The organism is Pseudomonas sp. AB39(2026), assembly GCF_059831485.1.
Genome location: NZ_CP195212.1, coordinates 2,327,410 through 2,343,547 on the forward strand (window position 1 = coordinate 2,327,410; position 16,138 = coordinate 2,343,547).

The 16,138-nt window shown below is 60.2% G+C and carries 17 protein-coding genes and 1 other RNA gene; 4 read left to right on the forward strand and 14 right to left on the reverse strand.

Annotated features, from left to right (window positions below; all coding sequences use genetic code 11):
• Window positions 1-6: 6 nt before the first annotated feature.
• From mraY to rsmI, 9 genes are all read right to left on the reverse strand, one after another.
• A complete protein-coding gene (gene mraY, locus ACSAMW_RS10535; protein WP_500593877.1) occupies window positions 7-1,089 on the reverse strand; it encodes a phospho-N-acetylmuramoyl-pentapeptide-transferase in 1,083 nt (360 codons plus the stop codon).
• Window positions 1,089-2,456, reverse strand: a complete 1,368-nt coding sequence (locus ACSAMW_RS10540; RefSeq protein WP_500593878.1) for a UDP-N-acetylmuramoyl-tripeptide--D-alanyl-D-alanine ligase — start codon at window positions 2,454-2,456, stop codon at window positions 1,089-1,091. Before ACSAMW_RS10540 ends, mraY begins: the two co-directional genes overlap by 1 nt.
• Window positions 2,449-3,912, reverse strand: a complete 1,464-nt coding sequence (locus tag ACSAMW_RS10545; protein WP_500593879.1) for a UDP-N-acetylmuramoyl-L-alanyl-D-glutamate--2,6-diaminopimelate ligase — start codon at window positions 3,910-3,912, stop codon at window positions 2,449-2,451. The genes ACSAMW_RS10540 and ACSAMW_RS10545 overlap by 8 nt, the downstream gene beginning before the upstream one ends.
• The gene (locus ACSAMW_RS10550) at window positions 3,912-5,666 is read right to left on the reverse strand and encodes a peptidoglycan D,D-transpeptidase FtsI family protein (protein WP_500594021.1); all 1,755 of its coding nucleotides are present in this window, start codon (window positions 5,664-5,666) and stop codon (window positions 3,912-3,914) included. Before ACSAMW_RS10550 ends, ACSAMW_RS10545 begins: the two co-directional genes overlap by 1 nt.
• On the reverse strand, window positions 5,666-5,959 hold the full coding sequence (ftsL, locus tag ACSAMW_RS10555) for a cell division protein FtsL (RefSeq protein ID WP_500593880.1): 294 nt from the start codon (window positions 5,957-5,959) through the stop codon (window positions 5,666-5,668). The genes ACSAMW_RS10550 and ftsL overlap by 1 nt, the downstream gene beginning before the upstream one ends.
• Window positions 5,956-6,903: a 16S rRNA (cytosine(1402)-N(4))-methyltransferase RsmH gene (gene rsmH, locus ACSAMW_RS10560; protein ID WP_500593881.1), complete on the reverse strand. Its 948-nt coding sequence runs from the start codon at window positions 6,901-6,903 to the stop codon at window positions 5,956-5,958. Before rsmH ends, ftsL begins: the two co-directional genes overlap by 4 nt.
• Entirely contained in the window at window positions 6,900-7,355 is a 456-nt protein-coding gene (mraZ, locus tag ACSAMW_RS10565) for a division/cell wall cluster transcriptional repressor MraZ (protein ID WP_168083922.1), read from the reverse strand. The genes rsmH and mraZ overlap by 4 nt, the downstream gene beginning before the upstream one ends.
• A gap of 350 nt (window positions 7,356-7,705) precedes the next feature.
• An RNA gene (gene rnpB, locus ACSAMW_RS10570) (RNase P RNA component class A) lies at window positions 7,706-8,063 on the reverse strand.
• 94 nt (window positions 8,064-8,157) lie between these two features.
• Window positions 8,158-9,024, reverse strand: coding sequence for a 16S rRNA (cytidine(1402)-2'-O)-methyltransferase (gene rsmI / locus ACSAMW_RS10575; RefSeq protein ID WP_500593882.1), 867 nt, complete (start codon window positions 9,022-9,024; stop codon window positions 8,158-8,160).
• Between the two features lie 150 nt (window positions 9,025-9,174).
• On the opposite strand from rsmI, the gene ACSAMW_RS10580 reads away from it, so the two are divergent.
• The 4 genes from ACSAMW_RS10580 to ACSAMW_RS10595 all read left to right on the forward strand — a co-directional run bounded on the left by ACSAMW_RS10580 (window position 9,175) and on the right by ACSAMW_RS10595 (window position 12,590).
• Entirely contained in the window at window positions 9,175-10,950 is a 1,776-nt protein-coding gene (locus tag ACSAMW_RS10580) for a penicillin-binding protein activator (protein ID WP_500593883.1), read from the forward strand.
• Window positions 10,947-11,321, forward strand: a complete 375-nt coding sequence (locus tag ACSAMW_RS10585; protein WP_500593884.1) for a YraN family protein — start codon at window positions 10,947-10,949, stop codon at window positions 11,319-11,321. Before ACSAMW_RS10580 ends, ACSAMW_RS10585 begins: the two co-directional genes overlap by 4 nt.
• 100 nt (window positions 11,322-11,421) lie before the next feature.
• Window positions 11,422-12,015 carry a phosphoheptose isomerase gene (locus tag ACSAMW_RS10590; RefSeq protein ID WP_168083925.1) on the forward strand — a complete coding sequence of 198 codons (594 nt, stop codon included), beginning with the start codon at window positions 11,422-11,424 and terminating at the stop codon, window positions 12,013-12,015.
• Window positions 12,012-12,590 carry a BON domain-containing protein gene (locus tag ACSAMW_RS10595; RefSeq protein ID WP_500593885.1) on the forward strand — a complete coding sequence of 193 codons (579 nt, stop codon included), beginning with the start codon at window positions 12,012-12,014 and terminating at the stop codon, window positions 12,588-12,590. Before ACSAMW_RS10590 ends, ACSAMW_RS10595 begins: the two co-directional genes overlap by 4 nt.
• Window positions 12,591-12,637: 47 nt before the next feature.
• Here ACSAMW_RS10595 and ACSAMW_RS10600 read toward each other — a convergent pair whose 3' ends face one another.
• The 5 genes from ACSAMW_RS10600 to zapE form a co-directional block, all read right to left on the reverse strand.
• The gene (locus tag ACSAMW_RS10600; protein WP_500593886.1) at window positions 12,638-13,063 is read right to left on the reverse strand and encodes a ClpXP protease specificity-enhancing factor; all 426 of its coding nucleotides are present in this window, start codon (window positions 13,061-13,063) and stop codon (window positions 12,638-12,640) included.
• A gap of 17 nt (window positions 13,064-13,080) precedes the next feature.
• The gene (locus ACSAMW_RS10605; protein WP_168083928.1) at window positions 13,081-13,698 is read right to left on the reverse strand and encodes a glutathione S-transferase N-terminal domain-containing protein; all 618 of its coding nucleotides are present in this window, start codon (window positions 13,696-13,698) and stop codon (window positions 13,081-13,083) included.
• A gap of 251 nt (window positions 13,699-13,949) precedes the next feature.
• On the reverse strand, window positions 13,950-14,342 hold the full coding sequence (rpsI, locus tag ACSAMW_RS10610) for a 30S ribosomal protein S9 (RefSeq protein WP_168083929.1): 393 nt from the start codon (window positions 14,340-14,342) through the stop codon (window positions 13,950-13,952).
• Window positions 14,343-14,356: 14 nt separating this feature from the next.
• Window positions 14,357-14,785, reverse strand: coding sequence for a 50S ribosomal protein L13 (gene rplM / locus ACSAMW_RS10615; RefSeq protein WP_168083930.1), 429 nt, complete (start codon window positions 14,783-14,785; stop codon window positions 14,357-14,359).
• A 226-nt stretch (window positions 14,786-15,011) separates the two neighbouring features.
• Window positions 15,012-16,106 (reverse strand): cell division protein ZapE, encoded by a 1,095-nt coding sequence (gene zapE, locus ACSAMW_RS10620; RefSeq protein ID WP_500593887.1) that lies wholly within the window; start codon window positions 16,104-16,106, stop codon window positions 15,012-15,014.
• Between the last annotated feature and the right edge of the window lie 32 nt (window positions 16,107-16,138).

Here is a 16,138-nt window from a genome sequence, read left to right on the forward strand (position 1 = left end):
TATGGGTTACCTCAACTTCAACGTGGCCAGGCCGATCAGCACCAGGATCACGGTAATGATCCAGAAGCGCACGATCACCCGGGGCTCGGGCCAGCCTTTGAGTTCGAAATGGTGGTGGATGGGTGCCATGCGGAACACGCGCTTTCCGGTCAGCTTGAAGGACGCGACCTGGATCACCACGGACAGCGTCTCCATCACGAACACCCCGCCCATGATGAACAGGACGATTTCCTGCCGAACGATAACGGCGATGGTACCCAGGGCGGCGCCCAGCGCGAGCGCACCTACGTCCCCCATGAACACCTGTGCCGGGTAGGTGTTGAACCACAGAAAGCCAAGGCCGGCGCCAATCAGCGCGCCGCAGAACACGATCAGCTCGCCGGCGCCTGGTACATAAGGAATCAGCAGGTAGTCGGCAAATTTCACGTTACCGGACAAGTAGCAGAAGATCCCCAACGCTCCCCCGACCATTACGGTAGGCAGAATCGCCAGCCCATCCAGGCCGTCAGTAAGGTTTACCGCGTTGCTCGAACCTACGATAACCAGGTACGCCAACACCATGAAGCCGACACCCAAGGCAATGCTGGCGTCCTTGAACAACGGAATGATCAGTGTGGTTTCCACAGGTGAATTGGCCGTGGTGTAAAGGAACACGGCTGCACAGATGCCGAACACCGATTGCCAGAAATACTTCCAGCGGCTGGGCAGGCCGCGCGAGTTCTTTTCGATTACCTTGCGGTAGTCATCGACCCAGCCGATGGCCCCGAACGCGAAGGTCACGGCCAGCACTACCCACACGTAACGGTTGGTCAGGTCAGCCCACAGCAGTGTGCTAACGCCGATGGCCGACAGGATGAGCGCACCGCCCATGGTGGGGGTACCCGACTTGGACAGGTGCGATTGCGGGCCATCATTGCGCACGGCCTGGCCGATCTGGCGGATCTGCAAGGTACGAATGAACCAGGGCCCCAGCCACAGTGCCAGGACCAGCGCCGTCAGTACACCCAGAATCCCGCGTAGGGTGAGGTACTGAAAGACCGCGAAGCCCTTGTAGAACTGTTGAAGGAATTCGGCCAACAGCAGCAACATTAATGTGTCTCCCCGCTTGCACCGCACAAGGCTGCTACGACGTGTTCCATCGCAGCGCTGCGCGAGCCTTTTATTAAAATGGTTGTGTCGGTGACCTGCTCGGCGGCCAATGCCGCGATCAGTTCAGCCTGGGTATGAAAATGGCGGGCGTGTTCACCAAAGGTAATGACGGCGTTGGCCATGAGCGGACCAACAGCATATAGCGCGCTGACCTTGCCCCGGGCATAGGTGCCCACCTCGCGGTGGCCTTCGATTGCCCAGTCCCCCAACTCGCCGATGTCACCGAGCACCAGGACAGTGCGACCGGAAAAGCCGGCGAGTATATCAACCGCCGCCGCTACCGAGGAGGGGTTAGCGTTGTAAGTGTCATCGATAACGCGCGTACCCTGCGCCGTGACTTGCGACACGGTGCGGCCCTTGACAGGCTGTACGCTGTTCAGGCCCCGCGCGATCTCCGGCAGCGTGGCGCCCATGGCGCGGGCTGCAGCGGCGGCTGCCAAGGCGTTGCGCACATTGTGCTCGCCCAGCAGGTTCAGTTGAACAGGCTCGATGCCGTCCTTGCAACGCAGCTCGAAGGCAGGGCAGCCACGGGCATCCGTACTCACGGGGCCGGCGTGGAAACTGGCCTCGGGGTTTGCCAGGGAAAAGGTGAGCACCGTATGCGTGCCTGCCCGAACGGCCCACAGGGGAAACGCCTTGTCATCCAGGTTGAGCACTGCGACGCCACGCTCGCCCAGGCCCTCGAGTATTTCGCCCTTGGCCTCGACGATTTTTTCAGGGCCGCCAAACTCGCCCACATGGGCAGTCCCTGCGTTGTTGATCAATGCAACCAACGGCCGGGTAAGGCCAACGGTGTAGCGGATCTCGCCGACACGCGAGGCCCCCAGCTCAATCACAGCCGCCCAATGTTCTTTGCCCAACTCCAGCAGTGTCAGGGGTGCACCCAGGTCATTGTTCAGGTTGCCGCGAGTGGCCAGTGCCGGGCCACGCACACGCAGCACCGCTGCCAACATTTCTTTGACCGTGGTTTTGCCACTGGAGCCGGTAATGGCCGCGACCGGCCCATTGAACGCGTCGCGATTCAATGCACCTAACTGGCCCAATGCCACGCGACAATCCTTTACCACCAGTTGGGGCAGGTTAACGTCGCTTACCGGGTGTTCCACTAGCGCCGCGACAGCGCCTTTGGCCGCTACATCGGCCAGGTAGTCGTGGCCATCGAAACGGGGGCCGGCCAGCGCTATGAACAACTGGCCCGGCACAATATTGCGGCTGTCGATGCTGACGCCCTTGAAGGTGCAGTCCGCGCCTGCCAGTTGCCCATTGAGGGCAGCAGCCACGTGGCTCAGGGACAGGGGTTCAAGCATGGTCTGCCTCCCAGGTGGCCAGGGCCTGTGAGGCCTGTTGAATGTCGGAGAATGGATGGCGCTCGCCCAGAATTTCCTGGTAATCCTCATGGCCCTTACCGGCCAGTACCACTACGTCCCCGGTTTTCGCCTGGGCGATGGCCTGGGCGATGGCGCCGCCGCGCCCCGCCACGAAGCGTGCTTGTTCAGGCCGGTCAAAGCCTGGGCGTATGTCAGCGAAGATCCCTTCCGGAACCTCGCTGCGAGGGTTGTCATCCGTCACGATTACGCGGTCGGCCAGGCGCTCGGCCACGCTGGCCATCAAGGGGCGCTTGCCACGGTCACGGTCGCCGCCACAGCCGAACAGGCATACCAACTGGCCTGTAGCGTGTGGGCGAAGGGCCTGGAGCACTTTTTCAAGGGCGTCGGGTGTGTGGGCGTAGTCGACCACGACCAGTGGTCGATCCCCGCCACCCAGGCGCTGTACACGCCCTTCAGGCCCTTGCAAACGTGGAACGACCTTTAGAATTTCATCCAGCGGGTACTCCAGTGCGACCAGGGCACCGATGGCGGCCAGCAGGTTGCTCAGGTTGAAGCGCCCGAGCAAGGCACTGCGCAGGCTGAACGTACCGTGGGCAGTAACCAGCGTCGCGCTTACACCATGGTCGTCGAAACGGGCGTCTCGGCAATACAGCGTGGCACTGACGTCTTCGAGGCTGTAGGTGATGACCTTGGATACACCTGGTCGCGACGCCAGGCTCTGACCGAACGTATCGTCCAGGTTAATGACACGGGCGCGCAGCGTAGGCCAGGCAAACAGTTTTGCCTTAGCCTGCCCATAGGCTTGCATGCTGCCGTGGTAATCCAGGTGATCGCGGGACAGGTTGGTGAATACGGCGATGCCGAAGTCCAAGGCCGCGACACGGCTTTGCTCTAACGCATGGGAGGACACCTCCATGGCAACCGCGCGTGCCCCGGCCTTGCGCAGGTCGGACAGCGTGGCCTGAACACTCACGGGGTCAGGCGTTGTCATGCGGCCGCTTTTGAGTTCCCCATGAAACCCACTGCCCAAAGTGCCGATCAAGCCACACGGCAGGCCAAGGTGGTCCAACGCCTGGGCAATCAGCTGGGTGACACTGGTTTTGCCATTGGTGCCGGTTACCCCGATCAATCGCAGGTGACGGCCAGGCTCGGAGTAGAAACGGCCGGCAATGGCAGACAATTGCCCGGCCAGGCCACGAACAGGGATCAACGGCGTGTCGGTAAGCGGCAGTACTGTAGCGCCTTGGGCTTCGTAGGCAATTGCCGCAGCCCCGCGCGCCAAGGCATCGGCAATATGCGCACGCCCGTCTACGCGGGCGCCCGGCACGGCCAGGAAGAGGTCGCCAGGCCGCACGTCGCGGCTGTCCAATGCCAGCTCACGAATCAGTGGGTCACGCCCGGCATCCGGGAACAGGTGAGTCAAGAGCATGCTCATCAGCCTTGCCGTCCTTTGACAGGGGCAGCCAGAGGAACAGCCACGGGCGTGGCGTTGGCCTGCTGCTGCGGCGTGGCAGGAAGGTTGTCTGGCGGCACGTTCATCAGGCGCAACGTACCGGACATGACCTTGCTGAACACAGGGGCCGATACCAAGCCACCGAAGTAACCCCCTGCCCCCGGCTCATCGATCACCACCACCACGGCATACCGGGGGTTGCTGATGGGGCCAAAGCCAGCGAACAAAGAACGGTAGGCGTTTTCAGTGTAACCGCGGGAACCAATGGTGGCCTTACGCGCGGTACCGCTCTTACCCGCAACGTGGTAGCCCGGTACCTGGGCACGGTACACACCGCGGGGCGCTTCGATCACCTGCTGAAGCATGCCTTGGATAGTGGAGGCGACGTTTTGCGGAATGACCTGCGCACCTTCGGGTTCGTTATCCACCTTGAGAATCGACAGCGGCACCAGCTTGCCATGGTTGGCCAAGGTGGCGTAGGCATGCACCAGTTGCAGTGCGGTGACCGACAGGCCGTAGCCGTAAGACAAGGTGGCGGTTTCAGCCTTGTGCCACTCGCGGTGGTTGGGCAGGTTGCCTACCCGCTCGCCCGGGAACCCAAGGCCCGAGTACTGGCCCAGGCCTACGGAGGACATCACGCGGTAGATGTTCTCGCCACCTACATCGAACGCTACCTTGCTCATCCCCACGTTACTGGAGTTGATCAGGATGCCTGTAAGGTCCAGTACAGGCCCCTCCGTCTTGGACACGTCCTTGATGGTGTAGCGGCCGATCTGCAACGAGCCGGGATATACCTCGACCTTATCGGTGGGTTTCCAGCGACCGGTTTCCAGCGCTGCACTCATGGACAGCGGCTTCATTGTGGAACCGGGTTCGAACACGTCGATGATCGCACGGTTACGCATAGCCGCCGGGACCATGGTGCGACGGTTGTTGGGGTTGTAGGTGGGCATGTTGACCATGGCCAGCACTTCGCCGGTTTTCACGTCCATGATCACCAGGCTGCCTGCCTTGGCCTGGTTGTCGGTAATGGCCTTTCGCAGCTCACGGGTAGCTAGGTACTGCAGGCGCAGGTCAATGGACAGAGCCAGGGTTTTTCCGGCCTTGGCATTCTTGGTGACCTGCACGTCGCGAATCAACCGCCCGCGGCGGTCCTTGATCACCTGGCGCCTGCCCGCCACGCCCGCCAGCCATTCGTCATAGGCCAGCTCCACGCCCTCGCGGCCGTGGTCGTCCAGGTCGGTGAAGCCCACCATGTGGGCGGTTACGTCGCCCGCTGGGTAAAAGCGGCGGAATTCCTCAAGGCTGTACACACCTGGCACTTTCAGGTCCATCACCGCCTGGCCCTGCTCTGGCGTAAGGCCGCGCACCAGGTAAAGGAATTCCTTGCTGGCGTTGGCTTCGAAGCGCTCGCTCATCTGCGCCGGGTCTTGCCCCAGGGCACGTGCAAGCTCGGGCCAGCGGTCCTTGGCCAGTTGCAGCTCCTTAGGGTTGGCCCACAGCGTGCTTACAGGCGTACTAACGGCCAGGGGTTCGCCGTTACGGTCGGTGATCAGCCCGCGGTGAGCTGGAATGGGGATGTGCCGCATACTGCGCGCATCGCCCTGCCCCTTGAGAAAGGCCCGGTCGATGACTTGAAGGTCGATGATGCGCCAACTAATGGCGGCCACCATGATGCCCAGCAACCCAAGCACCACGCGAAAACGCCAGGGGAAGAGCGCCCCTTCAAGCTTCATCATGGCGCCACCATGCGTACGTCGGCCGCATCGGGCACATGCATCTTCAGTTGGTCGGTAGCCAGGGCCTCGATGCGGCTATGGGCCGTCCAAGTGCTTTGTTCCAGAATCAGCCGGCCCCATTCGGCCTGTGCTTTGTCCTTTTCGCTCAACTCGGTGTAAAGGCCGTTGAGCAGGGTACGGTTAAGGTGTGCGCTGTAAGCCACGGCAATGGACGACACCAGTACTGCCACGAACAGCAGCAACATAAGGAAGCTGCCGGTAGGCAGGGGTTTGAAGAACACCTTGCTCACCGTAGTTTCTCCGCCACGCGCATGACGGCACTGCGTGAACGCGGGTTGGCCTTGAGCTCTTCTTCGGATGCAAAGCGTGCCTTGCCTAGTGTACGGATAACAGGTTCGAACCGCTGAACCTGCACAGGCAGGTTGCGCGGCAAGGTGTCGGCTTCGCCTTTCTCCAGGCGCCGCATGAACAGTTTAACAATCCGATCTTCCAGGGAATGGAAGCTGATCACCACCAACCGGCCGCCCACTGCCAGAATATCCAAAGCCGATTGCAGGCCGGCCTCCAGGTCTGCCAGTTCATTGTTCACATGAATGCGCAGCCCCTGGAACGCACGTGTTGCCGGGTGCTTGTGCTTTTCCCAGGCCGGGTTGGCGACTTTAAGCACCTCGGCCAAGTCACCTGTGCGCTCGAAGGGCTGCTGCGCACGGCGCTCCACCACGGCACGGGCCATCCGCCGGGCAAAACGCTCCTCTCCATACTCCTTGAACACGCGGGCGATTTCTTCCTCAGGCGCCAGGGCAATGAACTGTGCAGCGCTGATGCCACGGCCTGGGTCCATGCGCATGTCCAGCGGGCCGTCGTTCATGAAGCTGAAGCCCCGGCTGGGATCATCCAACTGAGGCGAGGAGACGCCCAGGTCCAGCAGAATGCCACTAACCTTTCCGGACAGGCCCAACTGTTGGGCTTGGCTGGCCATTTCAGCAAAACTGCGCTGCACAATAACAAAGCGGCCGTCTTCGGCCGCTAGCGCTTGCCCAGTGGCAATGGCTAGAGGGTCCTTGTCAAAGCCCAGCAACCGGCCGTCACTGCCCAGTTGTTCAAGTAGCAGGCGGCTATGGCCGCCTCGGCCAAACGTGCCATCTATATAGCAGCCGTCCGCGCGCACGGCCAAGGCCTCGATCGCCTCGTCTAGCAACACGGTAATGTGGTTGAAGCTGCTGTCAGTCGTCACAGGATCAGGTCACGCAATTCGTCAGGCATGGCGCCCGGTTGTTGGATAGCATCGAGGTCCGCCGCGGAAACTGCGTTCCAGGTGTCCTCGTCCCACAGTTGAAACTTGTTCAGTTGGCCGACCAGCATCGCCTTCTTGTCCAGCCGGGCGTGTTCTCGCAGGCGTGGCGGTACCAGAAAGCGCCCGCTGGCGTCCAGCTCCAGATCCACGGCGTTCCCGATCAACAGCCGTTGCAGGCGCTTGACCTCTTCTCGCAACGAGGGCAGCGCCTTGAGCTTGGTTTCTATGATTTCCCACTCGTCGAGGGGGTAGACGTTCAGGCAGCGGTCAACGGTGTCAATGGTGATGATCAACTGGCCAGAGCTGCGCTTATCCAGCTCGTCACGGTACCGGCTCGGCATAGCGAGACGGCCCTTTGCGTCGAGACTGATGGCATTGGCTCCGCGAAACACTGTTGAGCTACCCCGAAAAAGACCCTGTCGCGCTGTTATTCCCTACGCGCCTGAATTTCCCACTTCCTACCACTTCCCGCCACTCGCGCACACTATAGGAACCCGCTCCCTACAGCGTCAAGGCGCGTGGTCAGTGAATTCCCTTACATATCGGTGATTTAGCGCATAGAGAGCGTGGAAACCCTCAAAAAGGAACTGGAAACACCTGGAAATACCCTTTCCATACAGGCAATTACGTCAAATAGTTAAAGCTAATCGGGATGATTAAGATTTTTTCGGTATTACCCAAACCGGGTGATAAGCGAAACGCTGAGGAGGGGAAAAGCGAAACGGCGGGGAGAAACGAAAAGGTGGAGAGCCGGCCTGTAAGCCGGGTTCTGTCGAGGACAGTCATTCCTCTACGATGGCCATCACTGGACACCTTTAGCAACCTACCCGGTTCCAGCGCGGGCCACGCCTATGGAACCCTATTTGGTCTTGCTCCGAGTGGGGTTTGCCTTGACCACGAACTGTTACCAGCCGCGCGGTGCGCTCTTACCGCACCTTTTCACCCTTACCGGCGCCGAAGCGCTTAGGCGGTTATTTTCTGTGGCACTTTCCGTAGGCTCGCGCCTCCCAGGCGTTACCTGGCACTCTGCCCTATGGAGCCCGGACTTTCCTCCCCCGCGCATGCGAGCATGCAACGGCAGCGACTGTCCAACCGACTCTCCGCTGCCAAGGATACAGGCGTTAGCGCCGCGGGGCCAGCCCACGGCGGCATTTCCTGTCAGTGGTACTGCTCACGAGGGCGCCTGCCTTTTAATCAGGCTTGACGATCAAGGGCGGCTTGGTACAGCAGGTTCTTTCGCACGCCGGTGATCTGGGCCGCCAGGGCGGCGGCTCGCTTAAGGGGCATTTCTGCCAGCAGCAGGTCCAGAATACGCAAGGCGTCGGTGCTGACGGCCTCCTCTCCCACGGGCGCTACCCACCCGCCCACCAGCACTACACACTCTCCGCGCTGCTGGTTGGGATCGGCCTCGATGAAAGCACGCAGCTCAGCCAGTGGTACGCCCTTTAGGGTTTCGAACGTTTTGGTCAGTTCGCGTGCAAGCACGGCAGGGCGGTCTGCCCCAAAAGCCAGCTCCATGGCCTGGACCGACTCAAGGATACGGTGGGGCGCTTCATAGAAAATCATTGTACGAGGCTCTTCCTGCAGCGCTGCCAGCCTGCTGGCACGCGCCGCGGCCTTGGCAGGTAAAAAGCCTTCGAAGATAAAGCGATCGGAAGGCAGCCCTGCCGCCGACAAGGCAGCAATGACAGCGCATGCGCCGGGCACAGGTACTATGCGCACGCCAGCGGCACGTGCCTGCCGCACCAGGTGATAACCGGGGTCCGAAATCAGTGGCGTACCTGCATCGGAAATCAATGCAATGTGCTCGCCTGCCTGAAGCCGGCTCAAGAAGCGGCCGCCGTCTTCACGCTCATTGTGTTCATGGCAGGCCGCCAGGGGCGTGGCGATGCCGAAATGCTGGAGCAGGCGCAGGGAGTGGCGCGTGTCCTCGGCTGCAATGAGCGCAACACTCTTGAGCACCTGCAAGGCCCGGGGGGTCATGTCGTCGAGGTTGCCGATGGGAGTGGCCACTACATAAAGTGTGCCTAAAGTTGAATCTGTCGCGCCTGAGAGGGTCACAGCACACACCTTGGAAACGCCGGAAAGCGGGCATTGTAGCGACCTCGGGCGGCTTTTGCCGCATCCAGGGCAGCTCGGCCCGTAGCATCGCACCGGCCACAGGGCTTGGGTACAATTGCCCGTTCAACGATTCGTATCAGGAAGATGTACATGACCGGTTGCCTGCGTCTGCTAATCGCCTTATTCATGGCCACGCTTCTTGCGGCCTGTGCCAGCCAGCAGGGCTCGCCCCTGGGTGAACTGCCGAATACGGCCAACCTCAGTGTGGAACAGCTGTTGCAGCAAGCGGCAGCCAGTACGTCCCCTGACGAGGCAGCAGTATTGCGCCTGAGCGCTGCGAGCAAAGCCAAGGAGCAGCACCAGGATGCACAGGCCACGCAGATCCTGGGCAGCGTTGACCTCAACCGCCTCAAGCCTGCGCAACAGGTGTTTGCAAGTACATTGCTGGCCGAGCTGGCCTTGAGCCGCAACGATGCCAAGGCGGCACTCACGGCATTGAGCCACCCTAGCCTGCAGCACCTGGGGGAGCTGCCGATGGAGCAGCAAGTGCGCACTCAAACCGTTCGTGCCCAAGCGCTGGAAGCCGACGGGCAACCCCTGCCCGCAGCACGCGAGCGCGTATTCATGGCGCCCATGTTGCAAGGCGATGTCGCAACTGCTAACCAGGAGAGCATTTGGGCGCTTGTGTCGAGCCTGCCAGCGGATCAATTGCAGCCTGCCGTTAACGACGACCTGGCCGGCTGGCTCAGCCTGGCGCAAGTGGTGAAAACGCCTGGCACTCTGGACCAGCAGAAAGCAGCGATCCAAGCGTGGCAAGCACAGCACCCTAGCCACCCTGCGGCTCGTACGCTTCCTGCACCGGTGCAGCAATTGATGGCCTTGACCAACCAGCCGCTGGACCACATTGCGCTTCTGCTGCCTCAGCAGGGCCCGCTGGCGGGCGTGGCGCGTGCGCTACGTGACGGCTTCATGGCCGCCCATTACCAGGCGCTGCAGGCCGGCCAGCCAGGGCCTGCCATCGAGGTGTACGACAGTTCCCGTGTCACGTCCATGGACGACTTTTACCGCCAGGCTCAAGCCGCAGGCATCCAGTTGGTTGTGGGCCCTCTTGAGAAGAACCTGGTCAAGCAGTTGAGCAGCCACGCCCAGCTGCCCATCACTACCTTGGCGCTCAACTACAGCGACAGCACCCAGGCTGGCCCAGCGCAGTTGTTCCAGTTCGGCTTGGCCGCAGAAGACGAGGCACGCGAAGTGGCACGGCGTGCACGGGCCGACGGCTTCCACAGCGCTGCAGCCATCGTGCCCAAGGGCGAATTTGGCGATCGCGTGCTAGCGGCCTTTAGACAGGACTGGCTGGCAAACGGGGGCAGCTTGGTCTCCGCCATTCAGGTCGACCAGCCTGTGGCGCTGGCCCAGCAGATCGCTGAGCTGATGCAGGTCAGGCAGACGGGCACTGGCGGCCAGGGTACCCGGCGCCAGGATGTGGATTTCATCTACCTGACGGCGACGCCCCAGCAAGCCCAACAGATCAAGCCCACGCTTAATTACCAGTACGCGGGTGATGTGCCCGTATATGCCACCTCCCATATCTACAGTGCCAGTGGTGACCAGGCTCAGTACAACGACCTCAACGGTGTGCGCTTCTGTGAAACCCCGTGGTTGCTGGATGCGAACAATGCCCTGCGCCAGCAAGTCGCGCGCCAATGGCCACAGGCCAATGGCAGCCTGGGGCGCTTGTATGCCATGGGGGCCGACGCCTATACCCTGGCACCTCGCCTTGGGCAACTCAAGGCCCTGCCAGACAACCGTATTGAGGGGCTTTCAGGCAGCCTCAGCCTGAACAGTGCGCAGCGTATCGAGCGGCAGCTGCCCTGGGCTCGATTCAGCAACGGCAAAGTCGAAGCGCTGCCGGCTGGTAGCCAGTGACCCCAAAAGCCAGCCCTGGCCATGCAGGTCAACAGGCCGAAGCGTGGGCTGAGCGACACTTGTGCGAGCATGGTTTGACCGTGATCGCTCGAAACTGGCGTTGCCGCGAGGGCGAACTGGATCTGGTCATGCTAGACAGCGATACAGTAGTATTCGCCGAAGTCCGTTATCGCGCGCACCCCCAATGGGGCGGTGCGCTTGGTAGCATCGACAGCCGCAAGCAAGCACGTGTGATTACGGCGGCCCAGCGTTTCCTGCTCCAGGCACCAGCCTGGGCGGAATACCCATGCCGGTTTGATATCATTGCGCTTGAAGGTCGCGACGCTAACGCGCCTGGCCTTACCTGGCTAAAGGATGCTTTCGCCGGTTGACCCTAGCGCCACCCGCCCGACTCACCTCGTTAATTCGAGCACCCTGCCCTCGCCGACAAGCCTCTGCGTACGAGGCAGGGCCAGGTTTCTAAGGTAAACGATGGACATGCAATCCCGGATTCGCCGGCTGTTTCAAGCCAGCATCGACACCAAGCAGCACGCGATGGAGGTGCTGGCACCCCATATCGAGCTGGCCAGCCAGGTCATGGTCAATGCCATGCTGGGCGAGGGCAAAGTGCTGTCCTGTGGAAACGGTGGTTCTGCAGGGGATGCCCAGCATTTCTCCTCGGAAATGCTGAACCGCTTCGAGCGGGAAAGACCTGGCCTGCCGGCCATTGCGCTGTCTACCGATAGCTCGACCATTACGTCCATCGCCAACGATTACAGCTACAACGAGATCTTCTCCAAGCAGATTCGTGCACTGGGGCAGGCAGGCGATGTGCTACTGGCCATTTCAACCAGCGGCAACTCGGCCAACATGATCCAGGCCATCCAGGCAGCACACGACCGCGATATGACGGTCGTGGCCCTTACGGGCCGGGACGGCGGCGGCATGGCCTCGCTGTTGCTGCCTGAAGATGTGGAGATACGTGTACCGTCCCAGGTGACGGCACGCATTCAGGAAGTACACCTTCTGGCGATCCATTGCCTCTGCGATTTGATCGACAGCCAACTATTCGGGAGTGAAGAATGAGCCCCACCCGTATCAGCCTCGCGGCCCTGACCCTTTGCCTTGCCCTATCCGGCTGCAGCTCAGTGCTGACCGCTACCCGTGAAAAACCGATCAACGATGATCGGGGTACCCGCACCCTGGGTAGCAAGATCGACGACTCACTTATCGAAACCAAGGTGGCGGTGAACGTTGCCAAGGCCAGCCCAGACCTGGATCAGGGCTCCCACATCGTGGTAACCAGCTACAACGGCGTAGTACTGCTGGCGGGACAGACGCCCCGCGCAGACCTCAAATCCATGGCCGAACAAGCCGCCGCCTCTGTGCAGCGTGTGAAAAAGGTGGAGAACGAACTGCAGGTTATTCAGCCCTCCTCTCTGCTGGCTCGTAGCAATGACGCTGTACTGACCACCAAGATCAAAACCCAGATGTTCGCCGACAGTACTATTCCTGGCTCACGCATCAAGGTAGTGACTGAGAACGGTATTGTCTACTTGCTGGGCTTGGTCACCCAGCAGGAGGCTACCCGGGCAACTACCTTGGTGCAGGGCGTCTCTGGCGTGCAGAAGATCGTAAAGCTGTTCGAATATATCGACTGAAAGGCGTAGCGTTACTTGCAAAAAGGCGACCCAAAGGTCGCCTTTTTTCATTTCACCACTTTCAAACTAGGTCGGCCACTAGGGCGAGGCGGCTCGTCGTCAGGCGGCAGGCCAGGGCTGCTCGCCGGCTCATGCTCGGTGGCTGGCTCGTCGTCGAGATCCGGCACTTCGGGATCGAATACCATGCCTTGGCCATTTTCGCGGGCATAAATGCCCATGATTGCACCTATGGGCACATACAACGTATGAGCCACGCCTGAGAAGCGACCTTCAAAACTGACGGCCTCGTTATCCATGTTCAGATGACGAATAGCATTTGGGGAAACATTGAGCACGATCTGCCCATCCGTCGCGAACCCTTCAGGCACCTGAACCGCGCGATACTCAGCATTGACCAGGATATGGGGCGTGCAATCGTTATCTACTATCCACTCGTAGAGTGAGCGGACCAGATAGGGACGACTGGAATTCATTAATGGCTCCTATAGAACTAACGCATTTCTCGTTCGGCCGCCGAAAGGCTGGCCTGAAAAGCTTCCCGAGCGAACTGCCGATCCATGTAATCGAGCAGCGGCTTGGCCGCGCGTGGCAACTCTACCCCCATAACTGGCAGGCGCCAGAGGATAGGCAATAGACAGCAATCCACCAGGCTTTGCTCATCGCTCATGAAATGAGACATTTCGGCAAACAGGGGCGAGACGCCTGCCAGGCTTTCCCGAAGATGCTTGCGGGCGTCCACCCGAGTTGCTTCTTTGCTGCGAGGGTCCAGCAATGCATCCACGTGGCAGCACCAATCTCGCTGGATTCTATGCATCAGGAGGCGCGCATTGGCACGGGCAACGGGATACGCCGGCAGCAAGGGCGGATGGGGGTAACGTTCGTCCAAGTACTCCATGACCACTGTAGACTCGTACAAGGCCAGGTCACGGTCTACCAGGGTTGGGAGCGAGCCGTAGGGGTTCACCTCCATTAGTGCCGCAGGTTGACGCCCAGGAACGATATCGATGATGTGCACAGTAACGGCTTTTTCAGCCAGTACGATACGCACGCGATGGGAATAATGGTCGGCAGGATCGGAGTAGCAGGCCAACCGGTTGGTTACGCCCATGGCGATCTCCTCGCTGAAAGCAGATAAACAAACGCACCTGATGCGCTCCTTTGCTGCGTGCAGATCAGGGCCTGCTCGGCGACAGCAAAGAGCGCCTCAGGCGCGCAATAACGGCGAATCTTACAGGAGTTTTGGCCCCCACGGGCGGAAGCACGCTACGCGGAGCAGCCTTTCCTACCACTGCGGTACCTCCAAAACGAAAAAGCCCGGCTCTTTCGAACCGGGCTTTTTGTTGAAGCACGAGCAGCGAATTAACGCTTGGAGTACTGCGGACGCTTACGCGCTTTGCGCAGACCGACCTTCTTACGCTCGACTTCACGGGCATCGCGAGTCACGAAGCCAGCACGGCGCAGTTCGCCACGCAGGGTTTCGTCGTAGACCATCAGGGCACGGGTAATGCCGTGACGGATAGCGCCAGCCTGGCCGCTTACGCCACCACCGGAAACGGTCACGAACACGTCGAATTTCTCAACGTTGCCGGTCAGTTCCAGAGGCTGACGAACAACCATGCGAGCGGTTTCACGACCGAAGAACGTGTCCAGCGCGCGGTTGTTGATGGAGATGTTACCGGTACCCGGACGCAGGAAAACGCGAGCGGTTGCGGTCTTGCGACGGCCAGTGCCGTAATTTTGAGTCGCCGACATAGTGGACTATTCCGTTAAAACTTCAGTTCTTGGGGCTGCTGAGCAGTATGAGGGTGTGCAGCGCCCGCATAGACTTTCAGCTTACGGTACATGTCGCGACCCAGCGGGTTCTTCGGCAGCATGCCTTTGACCGCGGTCTCGATCACGCGCTCAGGTGCCTTGTCGATCAGCTTGTCGAAAGTGATCGATTTGATACCGCCCGGGAAACCGGAGTGGGAGTAGTACACCTTGTCCGTGGACTTGGCGCCGGTTACACGAACCTGCTCGGCATTGATAACAACGATGTAGTCACCGGTGTCAACGTGCGGAGTGTATTCAGGCTTGTGCTTGCCACGCAGACGGCTCGCGATTTCAGTAGCCAGACGACCCAGGGTCTGGCCAGCGGCGTCGACGACAAACCAGTCGCGCTTTACTGTTTCCGGTTTAGCAGTAAAAGTTTTCATTCTTTATAGCCTCAGGGGCCGCCCAGCAAAAATAGACGGCGGAGCTTACTGAATAGTGCTTGCTTTGACAAGGTCAAAGACAGCCGCATCCAGACGCTTTTGGGGGCTCGGGTCATCGCGTCGGGGGTCGGCCAGGGGCCTGTTCGGGGAGGGGCATCACTTCCTCCACGTTCAGAGCAGGCGAATTATCCGGATTACGAAGAAAAACTCAAGCAGCTTTTTCAATTCACGGCTTGTGAGCGCGTGAGAGGAACTCATGGGACTGCATTTCCAGCAGCCGGCTAAGTGTGCGCTGGAACTCGAAATTCAACCGGCCACCGGAGTACAGGTCCTTGAGCTCCACTTCTGCCGAGATGATCAGCTTCACGTTACGGTCGTAGAACTCGTCGACCATGTTGATAAAGCGTCGCGCGATGTCATCGGTTGCCACACTCATCTGCTCTACGCCACTGAGAATGACGGCGTGGAAGATCTTGCCCAACTCGATGTAGTCGTTCTGGCTGCGCGGGCCATCGCACAGCGCACGAAAATCAAACCAGGCCACATCGTCACAGGTACGCAATGCCTTGATCTCGCGGTTTTCGATCATCAGCACATCGTTTTCGACCGGTGCAGTGCATTCAGGCGTCAGCGCCTTGAAGCTCTCACGCAGGCTTTTTTCGGCAGCCTCATTGAGCGGGAAATGGAACAGCTCAGCTTGTTCGAGGTGGCGCAGGCGATAATCCACACCGCTGTCGACGTTCACGATTTCGGTGTGCTGCTTGATCAGCGCAATGGCCGGCAGAAAGCGTGCACGCTGCAGGCCATCCTTGTAGAGGCCGTCGGGCACGATGTTGGACGTGGCTACCAGCGTCACGCCGTGCTTGAACAGCTCTTCCATCAAGGTGCCCAGAATCATGGCATCGGTGATGTCCGAAACGAAGAATTCGTCGAAGCAGATCACGCGCGATTCGTCAGCGAAACGCTTGGCGATCAGGGTAAGCGGGTTTTTCTCGCCCTTGAGGTGCTTCATTTCCTCGTGCACACGCTTCATGAAGCGGTGGAAGTGCGTACGGGTTTTTTCCTTGAACGGAAGCGCTTCGAAGAAGGTATCCACCAGGTACGTTTTACCGCGCCCTACGCCTCCCCAGAAGTACAGCCCCTTGACCGGCACCGTGTCCTTCTTCCCGAACAGCTTGCCCAGCAAGCCTGGCTTGGCACCGTTGGCGGCAATCAGGTCATCGTACAAACGTTGCAGGTGGCGAACCGCTGTTTCCTGGGCCGCATCGTGGAAGAAGTCAGGACGTTGAAGGTCGGCTTGGTATCGTTCAAGGGGCGTCATAGGTCATCTACGGGGCTTTAAAACCGGGCCGT

What these genes read in the sequence shown, in the direction of transcription:
- rplM (WP_168083930.1), bottom strand. Translation starts at nt 14,785, where the DNA reads ATGAAAACTTTTACTGCTAAACCGGAAACAGTAAAGCGCGACTGGTTT.
- ACSAMW_RS10590 (WP_168083925.1), top strand. Translation starts at nt 11,422, where the DNA reads ATGGACATGCAATCCCGGATTCGCCGGCTGTTTCAAGCCAGCATCGAC.
- mraY (WP_500593877.1), bottom strand. Translation starts at nt 1,089, where the DNA reads ATGTTGCTGCTGTTGGCCGAATTCCTTCAACAGTTCTACAAGGGCTTC.
- ACSAMW_RS10545 (WP_500593879.1), bottom strand. Translation starts at nt 3,912, where the DNA reads ATGAGCATGCTCTTGACTCACCTGTTCCCGGATGCCGGGCGTGACCCA.
- zapE (WP_500593887.1), bottom strand. Translation starts at nt 16,106, where the DNA reads ATGACGCCCCTTGAACGATACCAAGCCGACCTTCAACGTCCTGACTTC.
- ACSAMW_RS10595 (WP_500593885.1), top strand. Translation starts at nt 12,012, where the DNA reads ATGAGCCCCACCCGTATCAGCCTCGCGGCCCTGACCCTTTGCCTTGCC.
- ACSAMW_RS10540 (WP_500593878.1), bottom strand. Translation starts at nt 2,456, where the DNA reads ATGCTTGAACCCCTGTCCCTGAGCCACGTGGCTGCTGCCCTCAATGGG.
- ACSAMW_RS10605 (WP_168083928.1), bottom strand. Translation starts at nt 13,698, where the DNA reads ATGGGCGTAACCAACCGGTTGGCCTGCTACTCCGATCCTGCCGACCAT.
- ACSAMW_RS10600 (WP_500593886.1), bottom strand. Translation starts at nt 13,063, where the DNA reads ATGAATTCCAGTCGTCCCTATCTGGTCCGCTCACTCTACGAGTGGATA.
- ACSAMW_RS10550 (WP_500594021.1), bottom strand. Translation starts at nt 5,666, where the DNA reads ATGAAGCTTGAAGGGGCGCTCTTCCCCTGGCGTTTTCGCGTGGTGCTT.
- ACSAMW_RS10580 (WP_500593883.1), top strand. Translation starts at nt 9,175, where the DNA reads ATGACCGGTTGCCTGCGTCTGCTAATCGCCTTATTCATGGCCACGCTT.
- rpsI (WP_168083929.1), bottom strand. Translation starts at nt 14,342, where the DNA reads ATGTCGGCGACTCAAAATTACGGCACTGGCCGTCGCAAGACCGCAACC.